This is a genomic window from Vibrio plantisponsor (assembly GCF_013041605.1).
Lineage (GTDB): Bacteria > Pseudomonadota > Gammaproteobacteria > Enterobacterales > Vibrionaceae > Vibrio > Vibrio plantisponsor.
Window position 1 is genome coordinate 32,756 of the sequence record NZ_JABEQC010000012.1, and the last position, 23,282, is coordinate 56,037.

Sequence of the window (23,282 nt, forward strand, 5' to 3'; positions counted from 1 at the left end):
TTAACAAGTTTCGCTACTTTCTGTACGACAATAATGTGTGCGATTGTCACAAAATACGTAGCAAATTCATAACATTTAGGAGGAAGACTAAATATTAATCCTCTTTTTACTCCTGCTGCGGCAGATCTTGCTGACGAAGTTTCTCGTTCTTCAATGTACGGTTTAGAAGCTGACTGTAGATAGGTTGTCCGCCAAACATCTGCGCAAATATCACTGCGCCTAAGCCTGTGATGATCAGTGGCAGAATCAGGTTGTAGTTCCCCGTCATTTCAATAACCAGCAGGATGCCCGTAATCGGTGCCCGTACTGTGGCACAAAACAGAGCGCCCATTCCCGCAATCGCAAACATGCCCGGTTCGATATCCAGCTCAGGGAACAGGCTTTTCGCGATCAGGCCAAAGGCATAACCAAACAGTGTACCCAGAGCCAGCATTGGGGCGAAGATGCCGCCCGGAGCACCTGAACCAAAACAGATCACTGTGGTAAAGATGCGTCCAATAAACAACATCAGCAAGATCGTAGCGCTATAACCGCCATTTGTGACGTCTGGGATAAAGTTGATACCACCACCCGTCAGTTCAGGAACATAAAGCAGAGTCAAACCAAAAAAGCCACCAAGCAATGAGCCAGTGATCAAATAGCGTTTACGTTGGTTCTTGTGAATACGTACGAAGATGTCTTGAGACAAGGTGATCAGGCGATTGAATATCACGCCGAAAATGCCGAATAACATACCCAAAAACAGGAATAAGCCGAGAGCTTTCAGTTCAGGCGCATCATATTCCGGCATGGTGATAACGGCTTCCTGACCATTAATCATACGGAACACGATATTGGCGGATACCGCAGAAATAATGACCGCACGAATAGAGATAAGCGAGTAACGAAACTGAGGGCGCATTTCCTCTACAACAAACATGATGCCAGCAAGAGGCGCATTAAACGCCGCTGCCAAACCACCCGCTGCACCTGATGCAAGCAGAGAGTGACGAGTGTCCTCATTCTTAACTCGAAACACATCTGAAATCATGCGGCCGATAGCGCCGCCCATTTGTACGGTTGGTCCTTCACGTCCTAGCACCATACCTGAACCCAATGCACCCATGCCGCCAAAAAACTTCACTGGAATCACTCGCCACCAACGAACAGGTCGAATTCCGTCCATGGCACCTTCAATTTCAGGAATACCAGAGCCTGCCGCTTCAGGTGCAAAACGGTGAACAAGGTAGTAACCCACAAACGCCAGTGCCGCACTGATAATAAACGCCGCCAGCCACAGTGGGAGTAAATTACCAATCTCACTTCTCAGCCATTCTGTACGGGTTTCTGAGACGAAATGAACGGCTTTTTCAAAGTAAGTCCCAACAATGCCAGCCAATATACCCACAGCAAGGGAGAGGAAGAGAACAGAGATGGGCGTTTTGTCTTTAGAGAGAAATTGGTTGATAGCATCTTTTGGAACTTTTGCTAGAAGACTGTGCGTAAACTTCTCTCTGTTGGTCATTTAAAACGGGTCTCATGGTTGGCGTTATGTGAGGAATGTCAGATTATACTTACCATTACCATCAACTATAGCTGCAAAGTTGCAAATTAGATTTTCATATATGACTTTGATAAGAAAACAGATGTGTTTTTACCACTTTTCAAAAAGGTGATTTAGCTAAAAATTTTGTAAGTAAAATTGGCTGGGAAACTTGTATTTCAAGGGATATGAGCCATATTTAAATCGTAAGGCGTTTATCGATATTTCTTACGGAGGATGTGAAAAGAGCCTTACTTACAATTTGGAAGGAATCAAAATTCTATTCGATTGACCTCGTATTTGATTCAATAACATCTATCTACAGATGACAGAATCCGCCCACTCACGATTGAGTAACGAGGAATAAGGCGCGCTCCCGCAGTGCGCCTTTATACTGTCTGCTTTCTGCTCATTGTATTTATTCTGCATCCTCGCTTACCTAGCCAATTGAACTGTAGAAAGTGATCATATAGAAAGCTTTTAACCTCCTATGTATACTCCTTGCAAAAGGAGTATGACCATGACGAATAAAGTCCCAACCAATATCATCACGGGTTTCCTCGGGGTAGGGAAAACGACAACGATATTGAATCTGCTAAAGAACAAGCCTGAAAACGAAAAGTGGGCGGTACTTGTTAATGAGTTCGGTGAAATTGGCATTGATGGCGCGATGATGACTGACCAAGGGGCTTTGATTAAAGAAGTTCCGGGTGGTTGTATGTGTTGTACGGCAGGCGTGCCAATGTCTGTGGGTATTAATGCCTTGTTACGCCAGAAACCTGACCGTTTGATCATCGAACCAACAGGGCTTGGACATCCTAAACAAGTGATTGCCACGTTAACTTCTGACCAATACACGCCGTATGTTGACCTTAAAGCGACGATTGGTCTGGTTGATCCGCGAAACTTGAGTAATGAAAAATACACCAGCAACCAAAATTTCAACGACCAATTGCAAACGGCAGATGTGATCATTGGCAACAAGGTGGATGAGTGTACCGCTCATGATATCGATGTATTCAACGACTGGGTAACGGACCAAACGCCAGCAAAAGTGTTTCATAAACTGGTCACACGCGGTCAACTACCGATTGAAGTATTAGATATTGAACGTGTCCACGGTGGTGCGTCGTCGCATATTGAATCTCACCATCATCACCATGCGGAGATGGAACCTGAGTTTCAGTTAAATCCAAACCAAGCTTTTGCTCGTAAAGAGAACAAAGGGCAGGGTTATTACAGCTGTGGTTGGTTATTTGGTGCTGAGTACCGTTTTAACTTCGATGAGCTTTTCTCAGTGATCAGCGATTTAACCGCAGAGCGTGTAAAAGCGGTAGTGAACACAGACCGTGGCTGCTATGCGTTTAACTCAGCTAATGGTGTGGTTTCCGTGAATGAGTTGAGTCTTGAAGGTTTTGAGTCGCGACTTGAAGTGATTGATTCTCAGCTAATGCCGTGGGATCAGCTGGAAAGCATTCTGTTAAAACTGGCTGGAATTTCCAAGTAACTTCTAAGTTGCTGAAGAAGTCATAAACAGTGGATACGACAAGGGCGACATCAGTCGCCCTTAATTTTATATTTGTAACGAGAAGATTAACGCTTGTTACGCAGGTAGCGCTTACGGCGCTCTTCTTTGTTTTTCGCTTTCTCTTCCGCTTTACGCGCTTCTTCGATTTCCACTTCAATCAGCTCCTGAGTAATCATCTCAGGGTGCTCAAGGGTAATTTGCCCCAGAATACCTTGACGCAATTCATGCAGAAGAATCTCAGACGCTTTGTGCAAATCAACACGACCACCGGCACGCAGCGCACCACGTTTGCGACCAATCTCTTCCATCCACTCAAGATCAGATTCAGGTGATTCGTCGATGTTGTAACGTGCTTTCAATAGGTCTGGGTAACGCTCTGCGAGGTATTCTACGGTATAGAATGCCACTTCCTCATATTCCATTGCCGTATCTTTGATAGCGCCTGTTGCCGCTAAACGGAAACCACTGTGCGGGTTTTCCACTTTCGGCCATAAGATCCCCGGCGTATCGGAAAGCACAATACCATTTTGTAGGTTGATACGTTGCTGACGGCGAGTAACCGCAGGCTGGTTGCCCGTCTGAGCAATCGCACGACCCGCTAAACAGTTGATAATGGTTGACTTACCAACGTTTGGAATACCCATGATCATGGTGCGAACGTTCTTGCCCAAAGCTTCGCGGTTTGGCGCTAACTTGCGGCATAACTCCATGATTTGCATCACTTCATTCTGGTTAGAAGTGGTAATGGCAATCGCCTTTACACCTTGTTCTTTCTCTAAGTGCTCAATCCAAAGCTGAGTCATTTCAGGATCAGCCAGATCGCGCTTGTTCAGCACTTTTACACAAGGCTTTTCTTTGCGAAGTTTCGAAATAATCGGGTTTTCACTACTGAAAGGAATACGCGCATCCAACACCTCGATGATCACATCAACTTGTGGGATGACTTCTTCGATCTCCTTGCGAGCTTTATGCATATGCCCAGGAAACCACTGAATATTGTTGTTAACCATTTGAATTTATTGCCTTAGTCTTCATCTGAAATGTGCGTTGCTATACAGCAAATCTAAGAAGTCAGATGATCATTGGTTAATTTGAATGGCGGCTATTGTACGCGAGATTGTTCGATGTATCCAACTCACCATTCAGGGTCTGACTGAGTGCTTATGTGGTCGTTTAATCAAACACACTTGAGAATGAATAAATTCCACTCAATCTATTGATAAAACGCATACCACTTTAGGGTAGTTTAAAAACTCAATTGACCTACATCATGTATTAATTTACTCAGAAAAATAAAACTTCGCTTAGTTAAGAACCTAACCCTTAGGAATTACAATGAGCAAGTTGAAGCTAGTCGTTATCGGTAACGGGATGGTAGGTCACCGTTACATCGAAGATTTAGTCGAGAAAACCGATGTCTCTCAAATGGATATCACGGTTTTCTGTGAAGAACCTCGCGCCGCATACGACCGTGTGCATTTGTCCTCGTACTTTTCACATCACACTGCGGATGAGCTTTCTTTAGTTAAAGAAGGTTTTTATGAAAAGCACGGCATCAACATCCTTCTTGGCGAACGTGCAATTAACGTTAACCGTGAAAATCACGTTGTGTATTCAAGCACAGGTCGTGAGATTCAATACGACAAGCTGATCCTTGCTACTGGCTCATTCCCATTTGTTCCTCCTATTAAAGGTCATGAAAGCAAAGACTGCTTTGTTTACCGCACCATTGAAGATTTGAAAGCAATCGAAGCTTGCGCGAAGAAAAGTAAGTCAGGTGTTGTTATCGGTGGCGGCTTGCTAGGTCTTGAAGCTGCGGGCGCTCTAAAGGCGTTGGGTGTGCAAACTCACGTAGTGGAGTTCGCACCTAAATTGATGGCAGAACAATTAGATTTGGCTGGTGGTAATCAGTTACGTCAGAAAATCGAACGCATGGGCGTGAATGTTCACACCAGCAAAAACACGCTTGAGATTGTTCCAGAAGGGACAACTGCTCGCAACGTGATGCGTTTTGCTGACGGTACAGAGCTAGAAACCGACTTCATTGTGTTCTCTGCGGGTATTCGCCCTCAGGACAAACTTGCGCGTCAAATGAATCTGGATATCGCGCCTCGTGGTGGTGTAGCGATTAATGACCACTGTCAAACCTCAGATGAGAACATTTACGCGATTGGTGAATGTGCTTCTTGGAACCAAATGTTCTTTGGTCTTGTGGCTCCGGGCTACAAGATGGCAACAGTCGCCGTTGACCACCTGCTTGGTAAAACGGAAAGCAAATTCGAAGGAGCAGACATGTCTGCAAAACTGAAATTGCTTGGCGTGAAAGTGGGTTCAATCGGTGATGCGAATGGTCGTACGGAAGGTTGTAAGAGCTACGTTTACCAAAACGAAGAGCAAGAAGTTTACAAACGTCTGATTGTATCGAATGACAATAAGAAACTGCTTGGCGCAGTGCTTGTGGGAGATACCTCTGACTACGGTGATCTGCTTCAGTTAATGCTCAATGAAATTGACCTTCCTGAACATCCAGACGCACTGATTCTGCCTGCGCATGCCGGTGCAGAAAAACCGGCTCTTGGTGCCGATGCGCTGCCTGAAAGCGCAGTGATCTGTTCATGTTTTGATGTGACTAAAGGCAAGATCGCACAAGCGGTTGCTGATGGTCATCATACTCTTGCAGATATCAAAGCGGTAACAGGAGCGGGTACAGGCTGTGGTGGTTGTGTTCCATTAGTGACATCTGTTTTGAATGCGGAACTTGCTAAGTCTGGTATCGAAGTGAAAAGCGATGTGTGTGAGCACTTTGCTTACTCTCGCCAAGAGCTATTCCATCTTATCCGAATTGAAGAGATCAAAACTTTCGATGAGCTACTAGCAAAATACGGCAAAGGTTACGGCTGTGAAGTGTGTAAACCGCTGGCAGGTTCTATTTTGGCTTCATGCTGGGGTGAACATATTCTGAAACCTCAGTTAGTGAAACTGCATGACACCAATGACAACTTCCTAGGCAATATCCAGAAAGACGGTACTTACTCTGTTATTCCGCGTATGGCGGGTGGTGAAGTAACACCACAAGCGTTAGGCGCTCTGGCTGCGGTAGCTGAAGAGTACAAGCTATACACCAAAGTAACTGGTGCTCAACGTATTGGTCTGTTTGGCGCGCAAAAAGATGATTTACCTGAAATCTGGCGCAAGCTGATTAACGCTGGTTTTGAAACTGGTCAAGCGTATGCCAAAGCACTGCGTATGGCGAAGACTTGTGTGGGTTCTACTTGGTGTCGTTACGGTGTTCAGGATTCTGTTGGTTTAGGTTCATTGATTGAAAACCGCTACAAAGGCATTCGTACTCCTCACAAGATGAAGTTTGGTGTATCTGGCTGTACTCGTGAATGTGCGGAAGCTCAAGGTAAAGACTTAGGCATTATCGCAACAGATGCAGGCTGGAACATGTACGTGTGTGGTAACGGTGGTATGAAGCCTCGCCATGCGGATCTTCTTGCAAGCGATCTAGACAAAGAAACACTGCTCAAATACATCGACCGTTTCATGATGTTCTACATCCGTACTGCTGCGCCACTGCAACGCACATCGGTTTGGTTAGATAACATGGAAGGTGGTGTGGACTACCTGCGTAAAGTGATTGTTGAAGACAAGCTAGGCATTAATGCTCAACTTGAAGCTGACTTAGCGAAGTTAGTGGATGAGTATGAGTGTGAATGGAGTGCGACCATCAATGACGAATCACAACTGACTCGTTTTGCTCATTTCATTAACTCAGACAAACGTGATGAAAACGTCGTGTTTGTATCTGAGCGAGCACAACACCGCCCAGCAACGTTCACGGAAAAACATCCTGAAGCGAAAGGCGACATTTTGCACGTAGCTGCGACAGAAGCATAAGGGAAGGTTAGATATGTCATTTGAAAAAATTTGCCAAATCAGCGACATCATTCCAGGTACTGGCGTTTGTGCGCTGGTGAACGGTGAGCAAGTAGCGGTATTTCGTCCTACTGATGCGGAAGAAGTGTTTGCTATCAGCAACACAGATCCGTTTTACCAATCGAACGTGCTGTCTCGCGGTTTGATTTGTCAGCACAAAGGCGAGCTTTGGGTAGCAAGCCCACTGAAAAAGCAGCGCTTCAATTTGGCGACAGGTAAATGCATGGAAGATGAACGTTTTAGCGTGAAGTCTTACCAAGCGCGAGTCACCAAAGGCGAAGTTGAAATCGCAGCCTAACTGATTGATGCCCCTCTCAATGGGAGGGGCAGATTCAATAGGCAAAGGCTTTAGTCGAGAACGAATTTGAAAGCCTTTCTCTATTTAATCTTCCGTTTTACACATTTTTATTTTTACATTTTAGGAGATCCACATGTCTGCATTAAAACCTGTAGAGTTTGTCCAAACCATGATCGACATTGGTGAGGCAAAAGTGAAAACCAGCACTCGTGATCTAGTATTGCGCGGAATGATGGCTGGTGTGATTTTGTCGTTAGCCGTAGTAGTGGCGATTACGACTATAGTTCAAACAGGCATGGGCGTTGTTGGCGCACTCGTGTTCCCTGTTGGCTTTTGTATTCTAAGCTTAATGGGTTATGACCTAGTTACTGGTGTGTTTGGCATTGCGCCACTGGCTAAATTTGAAAATCGTCCGGGTATCACTTGGGGTCGAGTGCTTCGTTGTTGGGGGCTTGTTGGTTTCGGTAACCTTGTTGGTTCACTGATCGTGGCTGGTTTGATCGCACTCTCTTTAACTATGAACTTTAGCGTTGAGCCAAATGCCGTTGGTCAAAAATTTATTGCTGTTGCAACGGCTCGTACTGTGGGTTTTGAAAACCTAGGTGCTGATGGTTGGATTACCTGTTTTGTGCGCGGCATTCTATGTAACCTAATGGTGTGTCTAGGTGTCATCGGTAATATGACTGCTCGTTCTGTGGCTGGCAAAATCGCAGCAATGTGGCTTCCAATCTTCATCTTCTTCGCATTGGTATTTGAACACGCAGTAGTAAACATGTTCCTATTCCCGCTAGGTATGATGCTAGGCGCAGATTTTGGCGTGGCAACTTGGTTGAACTTCAACCTAATCCCAACCATTCTTGGCAACATCGTGGGCGGTCTAGTATTTACTTGTATCCCTCTATACCTAACTCACGCGAAAACAGCGCCAGCGTTAAGTGCAGAAACTGAAGTAAACGCTGAAGTAGCACTAAGCAAATAATCAATTAAGGCTCCATCATGCAGGTGATGGAGCCTTATTAAGTCTGAATAGTTTTGGCTATAAAAAGCAGTGACTTGCATAACCGACGAGTACTTCTTCTTATATCCAAATTTGAAACGGCAGGCGTTGCTATGAATACAGATATCACTGTGAACAACCTTGATTTAAAAACGGGTTTTGTCTCTCTTGTCGGTGCAGGGCCAGGTGACCCAGATTTGTTGGCCGTGAAAGGATATCGAGTCATTCAACAGGCGGAAGTTGTCGTGTATGACCGTTTGGTATCAGAGCAAATCCTAGCCTTAGCAGATGAAAGTGCAGAGCTAATCTATGTTGGCAAAAAGCTCGACTATCACTGTGTGCCTCAAGATCAAATTAATCAGATTCTGGTGCAGAAAGCACAAGAAGGTAAGCGTGTTGTGCGTTTAAAGGGCGGTGACTCGTTTATCTTTGGTCGTGGCGGTGAAGAGTTAGAAGAGCTTGCTGAATATGGCATTGCCTATGAGGTGGTTCCGGGCATTACCGCAGCGGCTGGCGCAACCGCTTATGCAGGAATTCCGCTCACTCACAGAGACCATGCGCAAAGTGTTCAGTTCATTACTGGTCATGTGCAAAAAGACGGCCGTGAAATTGAATGGCAATCTCTGGCGCAATCAAATAACACACTTGTGTTCTACATGGGTTTGAAGCAAAGCGGTCACATCATGGATAACCTGATTGCTCATGGCTTAGATCCACAGATATCGTGTGCAATTATTGAAAACGGTACACGACCAGAGCAGCGTGTATTCCAAGGTAAGTTAAGCGAACTGGCACTGCTCGCGGAACAAGCACAAAGCCCAGCTCTGATTGTGGTCGGGAGCGTTACTGAGCTGCACAACAAATTGGATTGGTTTAACAAATAAATAAAACTTTAGTGTTTTATATCCAGAGAAATCTATATATTCTCGACACTTTTGGTTAATAGTTTCACTTTTACCTGTAAGAAAGCTCGCTAATTTCTTACAGGTATCAATACCTAGCATTTTGCATTATTTTCCCGTCTATTTAGTTCACATTTCATAAAGTAGTAAAACTTATTTGCGCACTAAAATCGTGGCGTACTTCCATAGCTTTTATGCCTGTTGATTATTTGTTTCCTAATAAATCTGAGAATTAGTTCAAATGAGTGTGAAACTTAGATGATATACGACTTGTTACACTATTTTTCAATTAATTGTTTTGTATGAATTTTTGTACTTAAGTCTGAGCTATAGTTTAGACAAAGCTGAGCGTGATATAGCTTGGTCACGTTTTTTTTGCGGGTTTCGAAAACAACACCTGTAGGTGGCTGTGAAATCGCTTGTAGGAATTGCCTTAATTTCATTCGCATTGACATGTCCATACGAATTGAAGACCTAGTTAATGATAAATTCTCCCACCATTAGAAATTCTTTATTAACCAGAGTTTAAATATCCGGATGAGATATTATTTTACTTTATTAATCTTAACATTATTTTCTTTTGACGTTATTGCTGCTGATATATCGGTGCAATTAGAGGCTGATAAATCGGTTTATGAAAATAATGGTTTTGTTACTTATACAGTGACGGTGTCTAACTTGACCGATAGTGTTATTGATGTTTCATCGGTTTCTGCAGATTTCTCTGCCTATTCCATAACACAGATAAGTGCCTCATCCAGTTTTTTATCTGAGAGCGGAGATTTTAGCTCAAGCGGCAATTTGCAAGTAACTGACGCAAGAATCCACGCTGGTGGACACATTAAATATGTAGTTCAAGCTTTGGTTGCAAATGACACAACCGCAGACATTATCATTCAGGCTTCAGCTCTTGCTAGTACCAGCCCAGATGCTGTGACTTCGGAGTTGGTTACGGTTACTCCGGTCCCTTATAAGTACTCTTTAACCCTATCTTCAGATACGAGTGAGTACCCAGTATCTGGTCTTCTGACATACACATTAGTAGCAGAAAACATAGGTGCCTACCGAGTTCAAAATCTCGATATCGAGCAGATATTTAGCACGTTATTGGTTGAAAATATTGATGGAACCAATACCGCGCCTTTCACTAAGATCGTCAACAGTGCCGTAAAAGAAGGTACTGAAAGTGATGTCGGTACCTTTGAACCTCTTGGGGATTTAAAGGTCACTGGCGCAAGCATTGCTGTGGGTGGCAAGCTCACATATACAATGCAAGCCACTCTAACGGAGCGACTAGCCGGAGACATTGTTGTCTCCGCTACTTCACAAACTAAAGATGGAATTGTTGCAAGTGATGAATTAACTACGCCTCCGAAGGCTGGCACGTTAGAGATCATCAGACATGAGTTTGTGAACAGTTCTCCTTATTTAGTCAATGGTGAGATGAAACTTCATCTGGCGGTAGAAAATACTGGGGAAGGTATCGTTCATAATTTTAGGGTTCAGCATAATATCAGAGATATTTTGACGACCTTAGGGAATGACTTAGTTGATTCCAAGGTCACCTTCGATCATACCGATATCAGTGGGCATCCTTATAAAACGTGGTCAATTGCTATAGATAGTATTGGGGACAACTCGGTTTCTAAGTTGGGTAGCAGCACGGTGACGGATGATTCTCTTGATGATGTAGTTTCTGTTTATCCGGGTGAAACGATTGATTATCTGATTACTGCTGCCATCTCTCCAGTTGCTATTGGCGACATCAAAAACTTAACTGCGAAAGTCATCAATGATCAAGGCTTATTGGCGTCAGCGGCGAATACGATTTCGACGCCGATTGGGACGGAACGAGTATTACAAGTCGGCGACCCAGAAATTCATATAAGTAAAATAACGTCTCAGCCACAATATAGTCCAGGTAAAAGCATTGAATATAGCATTATCGTTGAGAACTCATCCGATAAGTACTTTGCTAATAACCTTATCATTGTCGATAAGTTGTCTTGTATTCAAACTGAGCAAGCGGCTGGGCACGGTAATGGTGCAGCTTTTAAGTCTTGGAAGCTGGAGGTTGTTAATGGCTCAGACAGTGAGGGTACAGATGTAGGTAAGTTTGATTATGGTACGACTAAAACTGGCGATTTAACAATTTCTCCGGACATAGCTCCGGGTAAAAAAGTGGAATATAAACTTACTGCAACAACAACGGACAGTAGTATTGGCCTGATTCTTGATGATACGAGTTGTGCTGATGATGTAGTAGAAAGTGGCACTGGTATTGAGATGCCTGCCAACGCTTTATCAGTGACGAAAGATGTCGACACCTCAAAATACTCTGCTGGTCAGGAGATGACGTACACCATTAAAGTTACTAACACTAGTGATGCTATTGCGAATATGGTCCCCGTCGTTGACGACCTTACTTCTATAATGGTGACGGATGTTTATGGCAACTCTATTCCCGCTTTCTCTTCATGGGAAATTACCGCCGACTATGGAAAAGATATTAGTGGAGTAGATGGGACGGTCACCTCACCAGACATTTTAGATGTTCAAGCTACGATTCCTCCTCATACAGTTGTTACTTACACGATCAAAGTTCATGTTGCACCGACCGCAAATAGTAAGATCAGCAACATAGTGACTGTAGACGGCAAAGCGATAGCTGATAGGGGATCTGTTCCTAAAGAGTTCTCGCTTGCAATGAACAAGTCAGTCAAAGTTGATGATGAATCTTCTTTTCAATCCCTTTACAGTCATTACTCCAAGCAAAGTAATGTTGTTACCTATCAGATAGTTGTTGAAAATGATAACACTAACGGCTTTGCTACCGATGTGGAGATAAAAGACCCTATCAGTGCGATTGAAGCTGATATGTTGGAACCAGACAATACAACAATGCCAGTGTTCAGTTCCTGGACCATTAGCTCTACTAAGCAAGTTATGGATATTTCGGGGTTAAGCGCCGATGACCAGAAGCAACTGTTGAATGCCACTGATGTAGGAACATTTTCTGACAATACAGACCTTGATACTACTGCACAGATCCCACCTAATGTACGAGTTATATACACCATTGTGGGACAAATTGATCGCTCATCGAGTAGCAAAATTGTATGGGGCAGTTTCACTAATACTGCCACGGTGTACTCACCGGACAACGGACAAACCCTTAGTGATGGTGCGGCGGTTCAACCCGAAACTCCTGATGTGCAAGTACTGAAATTAACTCCAAATGATATTTTTCAACTGGGGAGTGAAGTTTCTTTCGACATTTTTGTATTTAACAAAGGTTCTGGTTATGCCAATGATGTAGATGTTTCGGATGATATTAATGGATTAGGTGTATTCGAACCTGGCTGGACTATAGAAGCAACTACGGATGATCACATAAGTAGCGGGAGTTACGCTGACGAAAAGTCCACTTGGCCTGATGGTGGCAATATAGCCTCAAAAGTGGATATCGATCCTAAGTCTGATTCCGGTAAATGGAATGGTATGGGTTACGTTAAATACACGGTTAAAGGTATTGTGAGAGCTGATTATGAGAAACAGGACATCTCTAATACAGCGAACATTCACGATCCTGCAACAAACACTAATCATTCATCAACCGCTGAAATTGGTAAAGATGGTGATGCCGATCAACTTAATGTTTCTATTATAAAAACCTCAGATAAAATACAAGTCGCTCCCGGCGGGTATATTACCTATACCATTACCTTGATTAACAACAGTACTAATACCATTGCGAACAATCTGACAGTTGTTGACCTGATGTCAGAGATAAAGTCTGTGCTTGCCAATGACAACAATGATAGTGGAATAAATGATGGCAAAATGGATAACGTTTCAGATTATCTGGATCAGTCCCCATTTGTACACTGGCAGTTCAAATTACCTGGTGACGCTAGCTTTGGCCCTGAAACCACAGAAGATTTCATTTATCCAGCAGCAGACTCTACAGATGTACTGTCGCTAGCTCCTCAATCAACAATAGAATTCCAGATTAAAGCGTTGGTGAAAGACAACTATGTCAGTCAAGTGCTTAAGAATGATGCGTATGTTTATCGCGACTTTGGTGAAGTATCGTCACTGAATCATGTTTCCCACCATGAAAATCGATTGGCATCTACTGGCGCCGGTACACAACGACAGCTATTGGTAAACGGTGTACCTAGCAAATATTACTCCCCAGGTGATGAACTGACCTATACGGTGAAAATTTATTCCAATACAGGGTATTTGAACAACCGTCATGTTGCTGAAGATATTCTTGGAGTAGATGTTTTGTTGATGGATGGTACATCGGCAAATCCGTTTAAAAATGCTTTTTCTGTAGATGTTGTGAAAGATGATAGCAATGGTAGCAATGGTACGACGACTGGCGAATCTGAAGGGGTTGTTGAGGACAACCAAAATATTGATACCTACATTGATGTTGCAGGTGGGGATTACGTTTTATATACCGTCAAAGGAACTGTACGTGATGATGCTGTTGGCAGTATTGCTATCGGTGGCATTACGGTTAAACCCAATGATTATCATCTGGATTTTTACAAAACCACTGACGAAGTGAACTATCACCCAGGAAAAACAGCGACTTACCATTTACATATTACCAATAACGGGTTGGCTAACGCCTACAACATTCCTGTGGTAGATGAGTTATCAAAGGTACAAGTTAGCTTGGTTGATGGCTCAACTGGACCAGCTTATACCTCTTGGACTATTGCGCCGCAAGTGACACTTGATCCTTCTTTACCAGGCGGTAATGCTCAAGTTGGAGACTATGCAGATAATCAAGATATCAATACGTTAGCTTCAATACCAATGGGAGCGACGATTGACTATGTGGTTACTGCTACGATAAACCCTAACGCCATCGGCGAAATTACCAACGTTCTTTCTGTGAACGGCGATAGAGTCAGCTCTTCTCTTACGCCTGATGCCAATAAATTTAACTATAGCAAAGCGATTAAAGCCTATTACGACACAGATGGTACAACTTCACTAGGTTTAGAAGGGTATAAGCCGGATGGCTATATCGAATACGAAATTGCTATTGGCAATGAAAACGAAGTCCATCTCAACGATATTGCCGTGCTTGATGATATCCAAGGGGTCATGACTTCTTGTTACAACATCACGACTGGCACAACTTATAGTTGCCCAGCTTTTGATAGCTGGACAGTTTCATCAGAAGTCGATTCTAGTGGTATCACTGATGCAGGAAACATTTCAAATAACACCAACATCGATACCACATTTGATTTAGCTGCTGCTAACTATGGTTCTTATATTAAGTACACGGTTAAAGCTCATATTGTCGAAAATGCAGTTGGTGAGTTTAAGAACACCGTATTAGTCAATGGTCGTTATCAGGCTTCTTCTGATCGTTCAACAATGTTGCCGCCAAATTTAGTAAAAGCGCACAGAGCTTTTACCGATACGTCTCTAGCTACCGTTAAGAAAACTTACAATCATCAGACAGATGATCAACAAGTGGCTTATCACCTTCGAATCGATAATAACGGTAATGGACTTGAGTATGGCAAAGCCCTGATTGAAAAATTCTCAGAGTTGCAAGTTCGCTTAGCGCAAAAATCTGATAGTGCTGGAGACAGTGATAAGGCTCCGGCATACCTACCTAAAGGATGGTTGATTACGGCAAACACTTCTGGTGAGCCTATGACCTCTATTGGCGGTTTTACCCGAGGAAACAATGTCGATATTGATATCCCTCATGTATCAATAGCTCCGGGTGGTTACATAGAATTTGTCATGGAATCAAAGATTCGCGAAGACGCTATAGATGCCATAGATATAACGCCAACATACGGTGGTAGTAATCTTCCACGGGCAAATATTACCCCAGACGCTGCATTATTGAATGTCACTAAAGAGATTGTTTCTCTTGGTGGTAACAACTACACCAGCGGTGATAAATATAAACCGGGCGACAGCATTGAATATCGGTTTGTGGTCGAAAATACAGAGCCTGTTTGGTACGACAACACAGTCATTAAAGACTTGATTTCTAATATTAAAGTTGAAGTGATCGGTGGAAAAACCGAATCAGCATTGATTGATACAAATATTAGTCATGTTGTATCAACGGGATTAAACAGTGTTGTTGATACCAAACCGTTAAGTTACGAAGCCAATGGTGATTTGAATATTGCGGCATCGGACGGTTTGGATATTGCACCCAATGAGACTATTACGTTTACCATCACAGGTAAAATTCGTGAAGATGCTGTAGGCGTTGTCGATGCAAACAGTGCGACAGGCGGGGATAACACAGTAACGACCGATGCTATTCCACCCCACGACGCAAGTTTAACGTATGAGAAATTGGTAACGAATACCACCGCAGACGGGAATGCGTGTTCGTTTCCTTCAAACTCTGGTTCTGGTTGTCTGTATAACCCTGATGGCCAAGTTGTATACCAAATTCACATAACGAACGAGGGTGAGGGTACTGCGAATGATGTCGTGATTCAGGATCTGGTTAATTCAATTGCGACCTCAGATAGCGGTATTGCATTTTCTTCCAGCAGCGTTCGTATCGTGGAACAGCCAGACAGCTCACGTTTCTCTATCTCGGGTCAATATTCGGGAGTCGGAGATTTGGACGCTAAGTTTGATTTGATGGCTGGGGATACAGTGGTATTTGAAATCACCGCTACTGTTTCTAATAGTGCCACCGGCACGATATCTAATGTCGCAACAATTAATGGTAACAATACCAATACTATTGTTCTTGACCCAGGTATTGCCCAAATATTGGCGACAAAAGAAACGGACATTAACACTTACATTCCCGGTCAAACGATAAATTACACCATCCATGTGGTGAACAAAGGGCAGAAAAACAGTTTTGTCTATGTTACGGATATTGTTTCTGATTTCCTTGTAGAAACAGCGGATGGTTCTTCCAAGCCAGCGTTAGAAAATTGGAGCATTAAGTCTCAAGTGCTGGCCGACTCTTCTCCAACAGTGACAGATATCTCTGGTTTAACCGCCTTAGAGTCAGGCACTAACATTGATATTAATGATGTGGAAATTGAGTTAGCAGGAGAACACAGTGGTGTTGAAACACACGTAGCCATTACTATTACAGGTAACATCCGCAAAGATGCTGTAGGAGCTTTCCATAATATTGCTACTGTTGCGACGCTAACAGAGTCTAATAGCTATCGTGTTGACGTCTCGCCTGAAAACGGTGTCCTCGAACTGTCGAAAGTCGCTTCAAAAACACCCGCTACTTATGTTCCTGGTGAGACTATTGGTTTTGATGTTGAAGTTAAAAACAGTGGTTTGGGCTATCTGACCAACGTCAATATTTCTGATTTGTCTGCGGACATCAAAACGGATTTCGCTGGTCAGGCTCGTGAAGGCCAAGTATTCGAACAGTGGACAATAACAAACGTCAGTGTCACGGGCGTGGAGCCTACCCTCAGTCAGCAAATCTCCGGGAGCGAAGTCACTGGTGCGAATGGTTATTCTGTTAACTACAATATTGCGCCGTCTCACTCGGTCGTGATGCATTTTGAAGGTGTCGTGAATGATAAGGCAATGGGAGATATTACGAATACCGTTGTTGTGTCAGATGAAGAGGGTAACAGTCGTACAGCACAAGCGACTTATACACCTGAAAAGGCGAATTTAACGGTAACGAAAACCGTGGATAAACCGCTATATGAAGCTGGCGATACCTTGACTTACACCATAGTCGTCGCCAACACCACAGGGGCTTGGGCTAAGGATGTTCATATCACGGATATGCTTTCTTCCATCGAAACGACGACGATCGACGGCTATACGGTTTCTGCGTTTAACCCTGATTCTATCGCAATAAATGCAACGTCATCGACAGGTGCTACGACTATCCCTGTAGTAAATTCGGGCGATATTGATGGAAGCATAGAGATTGCACCTAATGACACCTTGACCATCACTGTTCGCGGAACGCTCGATTCAACAATTCATGGTCAAGTGAAAAATACAGTCACAGTTGAATTGGACGGTGCTACTCAGACTGCCGAAGCGGTCAGCGAGCCAGTCATTCCAGAAGTGAAACTGACGAAAGTTGCACCGGTGGAGAATTATGTTCCGGGCGAGGTTTCTGACTTTGTCATTACCGTTGTTAATGAAACAAATGGATTTGCAGACAACATTCAGGTTGAAGACCTTATCTCTGGTTTAACCGTCGATACCATCGACGGTACAACAGAAGCGGCATTCAGTTACTGGGTACTGGATATTGAGAACAGTAACTCGAACACGGTCATAACCTCTCGAGCCTCATTGAACGAAGATATTAAGTACAACATTGATCTTGCCCCTTTAGACACGGTCACTTTTAAAGTGCATGGCACAGTGAATCAAAAGGCTGTTGGAGTGATCACTAACACGGCGACAATGATATTCGACGGTAAGACCCAAACTGCATCGGCACAGTTAAAACCGTTTGAGCAGGATATCAGCTTTATTAAAACGTTAGCGGATGGCTCTCAGGAAGGAGAGTACAAAACGGATGAAGAGACCGAATTTCATATTACGTTAGTCAATAACGCACAAAGTTTCGCTCAGAGCATCAAGATTACCGACATCATTAGTGACTTGACTGTCGTTAACTTGTTGGGGAATACGGTTCCGGCACTGACGTCGTGGGATATCAACTATGAAATCAAAAATGATAAATACAATACGACGACAGTCGATCCTTTACCGCTAGGGGATGATCTCGACGTTACAGTAAATCTAGCTCCAAGCGCAACAGTCGACTTTATTGTTAAGGGTATCGTCAATCCTATGGCATTAGGGGTAATCACCAATACCGCAACTATGGATGACGGTAGATCAACGTCAGAGTCTACAGTTACTTTGAGGCCGGGTGGTGTGGTTCTTATTGCGACAAAAGTTGCTGATAAAGCCGAATACACTAACGATGATGATCAGATTACCTACACTCTTGCAGTGACTAACCGAGGCTCTTCTGATGCACTGAATGTTCATCTGGTTGATGAAATATCAAAGCTCCAAGGAGTGAACGGAAGCCCACTGTTTACAGAGTGGAAGACCACAATTAGTGAGTACGATACAGCTACTTCAACTACTACTGTACTGGATACTCAAAACTCGGTTGACCTTGACTATACCTACACTCTCAAGGCTTATGAGGGGAATATTATATGGGTGACTATTGTCGGCCAAATCGGTAAAGGACTGGATGATGACATCACCAATACGTTTAGTGCTACAACGATTGGAGGTGACACCGAGCAAGCGAGTGTCACTGTGCATGTTAAAAAATACTCTGATAACGAAGGTGAGTTGGTTGTCACCAAGAAAGCACTGCAACAGACCGCTCAGGTTGGGGATGTCGTTGAATACGAAGTCACTATTGTCAATAACAACGAGTCAGAATTCAAAAACGTTCATCTGACTGATCGATATCCTTCTGGTTTCCAATATGTTGAAGGTTCTGCTGAGATCACGAATAGTGGCCCTGACGGGGAATTTGATACTGCTGATGATGTATTCAACACCAATGAACCAACGCTAGCGAATGTGATGTCGTTCAGTGTGGGTGACATGCTGGCGTATGGTTCGAGTGGTTCTACTGTTCAAGAGAAGATTCGTATTCGTTACTTGATGCGCGTTACTGTCGGCGCAACCTTTGGTAACTATACCAATACGGCTTATGCCATGACGCCAGCGGAAGGAATGACGAGCGGAGCGCTAGAAATTAAGTCAAACATGAGTAGCGCTACCGTTGAAGTGACACCAGATAAGCTTTTTGATACTGCATCAATAATCGGAAAAGTATTTGAAGATAATAATGGTGATGGCTATCAAGCAAGTGCAACGGCTTATGATATCGAGGTCTCGATTGATATTGATCCTTCTCTTATTGTTACTGGCTCTGCGACGCTAAAAGTCGAAGGGGAGAAGAAGAAAGACGTTTCTATTAATGGCAATAACATTGTGATTCATAAGCTGATTGGTCAGTCTCGAAATCGAACGCTATCTGGTAGCCACAAGGCGACCATACAGTTTATTTCCAAGACGGTTGATTCCTTCGCTTTCACCGTCAAAACAAAAGACGGGACTCACATCATCGCGCATGAAGATGATTCATTTACCACTGAACATTCAGGCAATAAGTCACAGAGTTTAACGGCTGAGAATCTTCAAATCACTCGTAATGTCTACCAATTTGGTAATCAATATTTGCGAGAAATCGTCATCGAAAATATGGGGATTTATGAAGAAGGTATTCCGGGAGTTAAGCTGCTAACTGTCGAGGGCATTGTGATAGAGACAGATCAATATGGTCGTTATCACGTGCCAGATCAATGGGTACTGAATAAGAAAGGTCAGCAGTTTCTTGTCAAACTGGATACAGATTCACTGCCGACGGGTATGAAAGTTGTCAGTGAGAATCCTAAGGTCAGACGTATCACACCAAATGCTCTGAGCAAGTTTAACTTTAGCGTACAGAGCATCAGTGATGAGTAAGTATCGATCGAACCCTCTCAATAAAATCCGTATGAGTTTATTAAAAAAACACTATTTAACGGCTTGCATTATGGCAAGCCTGCCAACAGTTTCTGTCGCAAAGGATCCCGACGAGTTAAAGCAGCTTCGCTCCACTAGAATGTCGGAGAAGATCAATGTTCATGAGCAAACAGATAGCTCGCGTATCTACCTAGAACAAGGCGCGATTTGGGCAAGCCGAGATATAACAAAATTTAACCCCGTTTTAGCCGTTAGCGTAACTGACGAGGTTGAAGTTGAAAACGGCAAGTTTGTCAGTCCTATGAGTTTTTCCGTCGACACTAACTATGGCTATTACATTAAGTCATGGCAGTTAGAAGTCTATCGTGGTGGAGACCGACATCTATCACAGCCGTTAGTCGTTCAGAAAGGCCAACAGTTGGCAAATAGCACCAGTATTGAATGGGATGGGACTACGGATGCCGAGCATAAGTTTAAGCTAGGTCAACAATTGATTTTCCGCCTGAAAGCTTGGGATGAAGAGGGGAATATGGATACCACCACATTGGGTGTGGTTGACCTTGTTCGACCTGATAAAGAAGTATCGATAGATAAAAATACGGGTCAGTCAGATAAAGGGCGTCAACTTGGTCGGGCGAACCTGATGCGCCATAACATTCCGACTTCATCAGGGTTGGCTAAATTTATGGGTACGGGGCTCCATGGTGTCGACAAAGTTGTTATCGGTGAGGATGAATTTGACGTTGTCGAAGGCGAGCTTTATGCAGAAATATTCTTACCAACAGACGCTTATAACTTCCCGACAACCGTAGTATTTGATGACGGAGAAGAACGTCGCTTTTCCCTTTATGCTCGTATTCCCGACACATACTACGCACAAGCAGGCTTAGCGGATTTTTATATTGGTTCTAACCGTGTAAGTGGTAGCACTGGGGCATTAGATGTAAATGACCAGTATGAAAAAGACATCTATAGCCAAGGGCGATTAGCCTATTTTGGGCAGGGAAAATTTGGCGATAAGCTGAGAGTTACTGCCCATGTTGATACACAAGAACATGCCATCAAAGACATGTTTAAGCATCCTTTCGCCTCGAATGATAATTCTACGGTATTTGATATCGTCGATGGTGATGACGAGATGATGTATGGTCACTACGGTGATGGTTCCAACATCCGTAAAGTGGTGAATACACAAGGAAAGGTGTATTTAGACGTCGAGTACGACAAATCACAGTACTTGTGGGGTAACTTCAACACTGGAATTGCAGGGACGGATAATAGCGATTACAACCGCAGTTTGTACGGTTTTAAAGGTGATTATCGTACCCGTTCAACGACCAAATATGGTGAAGATCGATTAAACATTGTTGGTTTTGCTTCTCAAAGTGAATCTTTGTTTGCTCATGACGAATTTCTTGGAACGGGAGGCTCCCTTTACTTTCTGCAACACGGAGAAGTGATCCCCGGTAGTGATAAGGTCATGGTCAAAGTCACCAACAAGGATAGCGGTATTGTTGAGAAAGAGATCGTACTGACAGAAGGCGTTGATTATGAGATCGATGATTACCAAGGTCGCATCATTCTAACCAAACCACTGTCTGACATTGTTTCGAGTAGCTTTGGTGATGTGATAAGCGATTCACCTCGCGGTGGCTATGAAAACTATTTAGCGGTGGACTATGAATACGTTCCTACTGGAAGCAGTGCTAAAGAAGCGATGGTTTTAGGTGGTCGAATAAAGGGATGGGTTAATGACTATGTTGGGCTGGGCGCTACCTACGCAAGTGAGGAAAAAGATGCGCAAGATTATGAGCTTTACTCTGCCGATTTAACCTTAAGAGCGACAGAAGGTACTTATTTGAAGACCGAGCTTGGTCAAACAAAAGGTACTCAGACCGATAGTAACTTTATTTCGTTTGATGGTGGTTTGACTTTTACACCTATTACCTCGGCAACAGAAGGCGACAGACAAGGCAATAACCTGCAAGTACTTGGTGTTGCAAGCTTATATGATTTAGCTCCGAGCATTTTTGGTGCTGTGGGAAATGACATCAAAGCTTGGTATAAATCGAAAGATGCGGATTATTCTTATGCCAGTCAAAATGACAATTTAGAACAAGAGTCATATGGAGCAGAATTCCGATTCCAACTTAGCGACTCTATTCAATTTGCTACTCGCTTTACTTCGATGGAAGAAAAAGAAGTGGATGGCAGATTAGAAACTGACAGTGAACAAGTAGAAGCCGAAACACAGTTCCTAATCGCCGACAATTTCAAGTTATCTGTTGCTGGTAAACAAATTAAAGAGCTAAACCAAGAAAAAGAGTCTGGCACAGGCACGCTCTTGGGAGCGAAAGCGGAATATTTTTGGGATAGCGAGAACAGTGTTTATATCAAAGGTCAAACTACCGTAGATAATACCGATAGCTACGATGAAAACGACAGTGTCACAGTGGGTGGCGAGACTCGTGTTTTTGACGATATTACCCTAGGAGCCTCTTATACTGCGGGTGACAGAGGCGAGGCGACAGAAGGGACAATCAACTATGACGTGAATCGAGACTATTCGACTTATGTCACTTACGTTGATGACAACTATGAAGACCAAAATAACGTTATTTTGGGGCAAAGGGCTGCTTTGACTCAAACCGTCGATTTTTATCAGGAAAACCAGTTCGTTAAAGAAAATAATGGCAAAGGTCGTATCGATTCTTTTGGTTTTGATAACGAAGTAAATGATGACGTCGATGTGGGCGTTTCCTATCAACAGGGCGAAATAGACTACGGGGTTAACCCAGAAAACGCCATAGTGGGCGTCGTACAACGCAAAGCCGTAAGCTTCAATGTCGCTGCTGATTTGTATGATGTGATACTCAAACACAAACTAGAGTACCGAGTTGACGAAGCACAACAAACGAATGAAAAAGTCATTCAGTGGGTGACGACAAATAGTTACACCCATCATCTGACGGAAGAATACACACTATATGGAAAGTTCAACTATTCACGTTCAGAAGATGATACGAATAACGAGCTACTGGCTCGCTTTATTGAGTCAACAATAAGTTTGGCATATCGCCCAGTATATAACGACAATCTTAACTTGTTGTCGCGCTACACCTACCTCGTTGACTTTGACAATCTGAGCCGAGATGCCACTTATTCAGATGAAGTCAGTCATATCATAGAAACGGAAGCTCTCTATCAATGGGATGCGAACTGGGAGTTTGGAACCAAACTTGCCTACAAAGACAAAAACCAGATATTTAGCCGTGCATCTGGCGCAGATGTTGATGTTGATACAGACATCTATCTGGCAGGGCTAAGTGCCTCATATTTAATTATGAAAGGTTGGGACATTACTGGTCAGTATCACTGGAAGATCGATACACAGTTCGATGAAGTAGAAGATGGCGCGCTCGTTTCGTTCAATAAATATGTTAGTGATAACTTTAAAATAGGTGTGGGATACAACTTCTCCCGCTTTGATGACAACTTAACTAATGATGATGACTATGATGCACAAGGTCTCTTCATTAACTTAATCGGCAAGATCTAGAGGA

At 43.4% G+C, this 23,282-nt stretch carries 9 protein-coding genes; 7 read left to right on the forward strand and 2 right to left on the reverse strand.

What is annotated here, in order from left to right:
• Positions 1–106 precede the first annotated feature (106 nt).
• A complete protein-coding gene (clcA, locus tag HKI82_RS16185; protein ID WP_171138554.1) occupies positions 107–1,504 on the reverse strand; it encodes a H(+)/Cl(-) exchange transporter ClcA in 1,398 nt (465 codons plus the stop codon).
• A gap of 538 nt (positions 1,505–2,042) precedes the next feature.
• Here clcA and HKI82_RS16190 point away from each other — a divergent pair.
• Positions 2,043–3,029: a CobW family GTP-binding protein gene (locus HKI82_RS16190; RefSeq protein WP_171138555.1), complete on the forward strand. Its 987-nt coding sequence runs from the start codon at positions 2,043–2,045 to the stop codon at positions 3,027–3,029.
• An 86-nt stretch (positions 3,030–3,115) separates the two neighbouring features.
• On the opposite strand, the gene ylqF is transcribed toward HKI82_RS16190, so the two are convergent.
• Positions 3,116–4,060 (reverse strand): ribosome biogenesis GTPase YlqF, encoded by a 945-nt coding sequence (ylqF, locus tag HKI82_RS16195; RefSeq protein WP_042482908.1) that lies wholly within the window; start codon positions 4,058–4,060, stop codon positions 3,116–3,118.
• Positions 4,061–4,385: 325 nt separating this feature from the next.
• Here ylqF and nirB point away from each other — a divergent pair, with 325 nt between their 5' ends.
• From nirB to HKI82_RS16225, 6 genes are all read left to right on the forward strand, one after another.
• Positions 4,386–6,950, forward strand: a complete 2,565-nt coding sequence (nirB, locus tag HKI82_RS16200) for a nitrite reductase large subunit NirB (RefSeq protein ID WP_171138556.1) — start codon at positions 4,386–4,388, stop codon at positions 6,948–6,950.
• A gap of 13 nt (positions 6,951–6,963) precedes the next feature.
• Entirely contained in the window at positions 6,964–7,287 is a 324-nt protein-coding gene (nirD, locus tag HKI82_RS16205; RefSeq protein ID WP_171138557.1) for a nitrite reductase small subunit NirD, read from the forward strand.
• Between the two features lie 133 nt (positions 7,288–7,420).
• Positions 7,421–8,266, forward strand: a complete 846-nt coding sequence (locus HKI82_RS16210; RefSeq protein ID WP_042482916.1) for a formate/nitrite transporter family protein — start codon at positions 7,421–7,423, stop codon at positions 8,264–8,266.
• Positions 8,267–8,397: 131 nt separating this feature from the next.
• On the forward strand, positions 8,398–9,168 hold the full coding sequence (gene cobA, locus HKI82_RS16215) for a uroporphyrinogen-III C-methyltransferase (protein ID WP_171138558.1): 771 nt from the start codon (positions 8,398–8,400) through the stop codon (positions 9,166–9,168).
• A gap of 555 nt (positions 9,169–9,723) precedes the next feature.
• Positions 9,724–19,719, forward strand: coding sequence for a DUF11 domain-containing protein (locus HKI82_RS16220; protein ID WP_171138559.1), 9,996 nt, complete (start codon positions 9,724–9,726; stop codon positions 19,717–19,719).
• Positions 19,720–19,750: 31 nt separating this feature from the next.
• Entirely contained in the window at positions 19,751–23,278 is a 3,528-nt protein-coding gene (locus tag HKI82_RS16225) for a TonB-dependent receptor (protein WP_171138560.1), read from the forward strand.
• Positions 23,279–23,282: the final 4 nt, after the last annotated feature.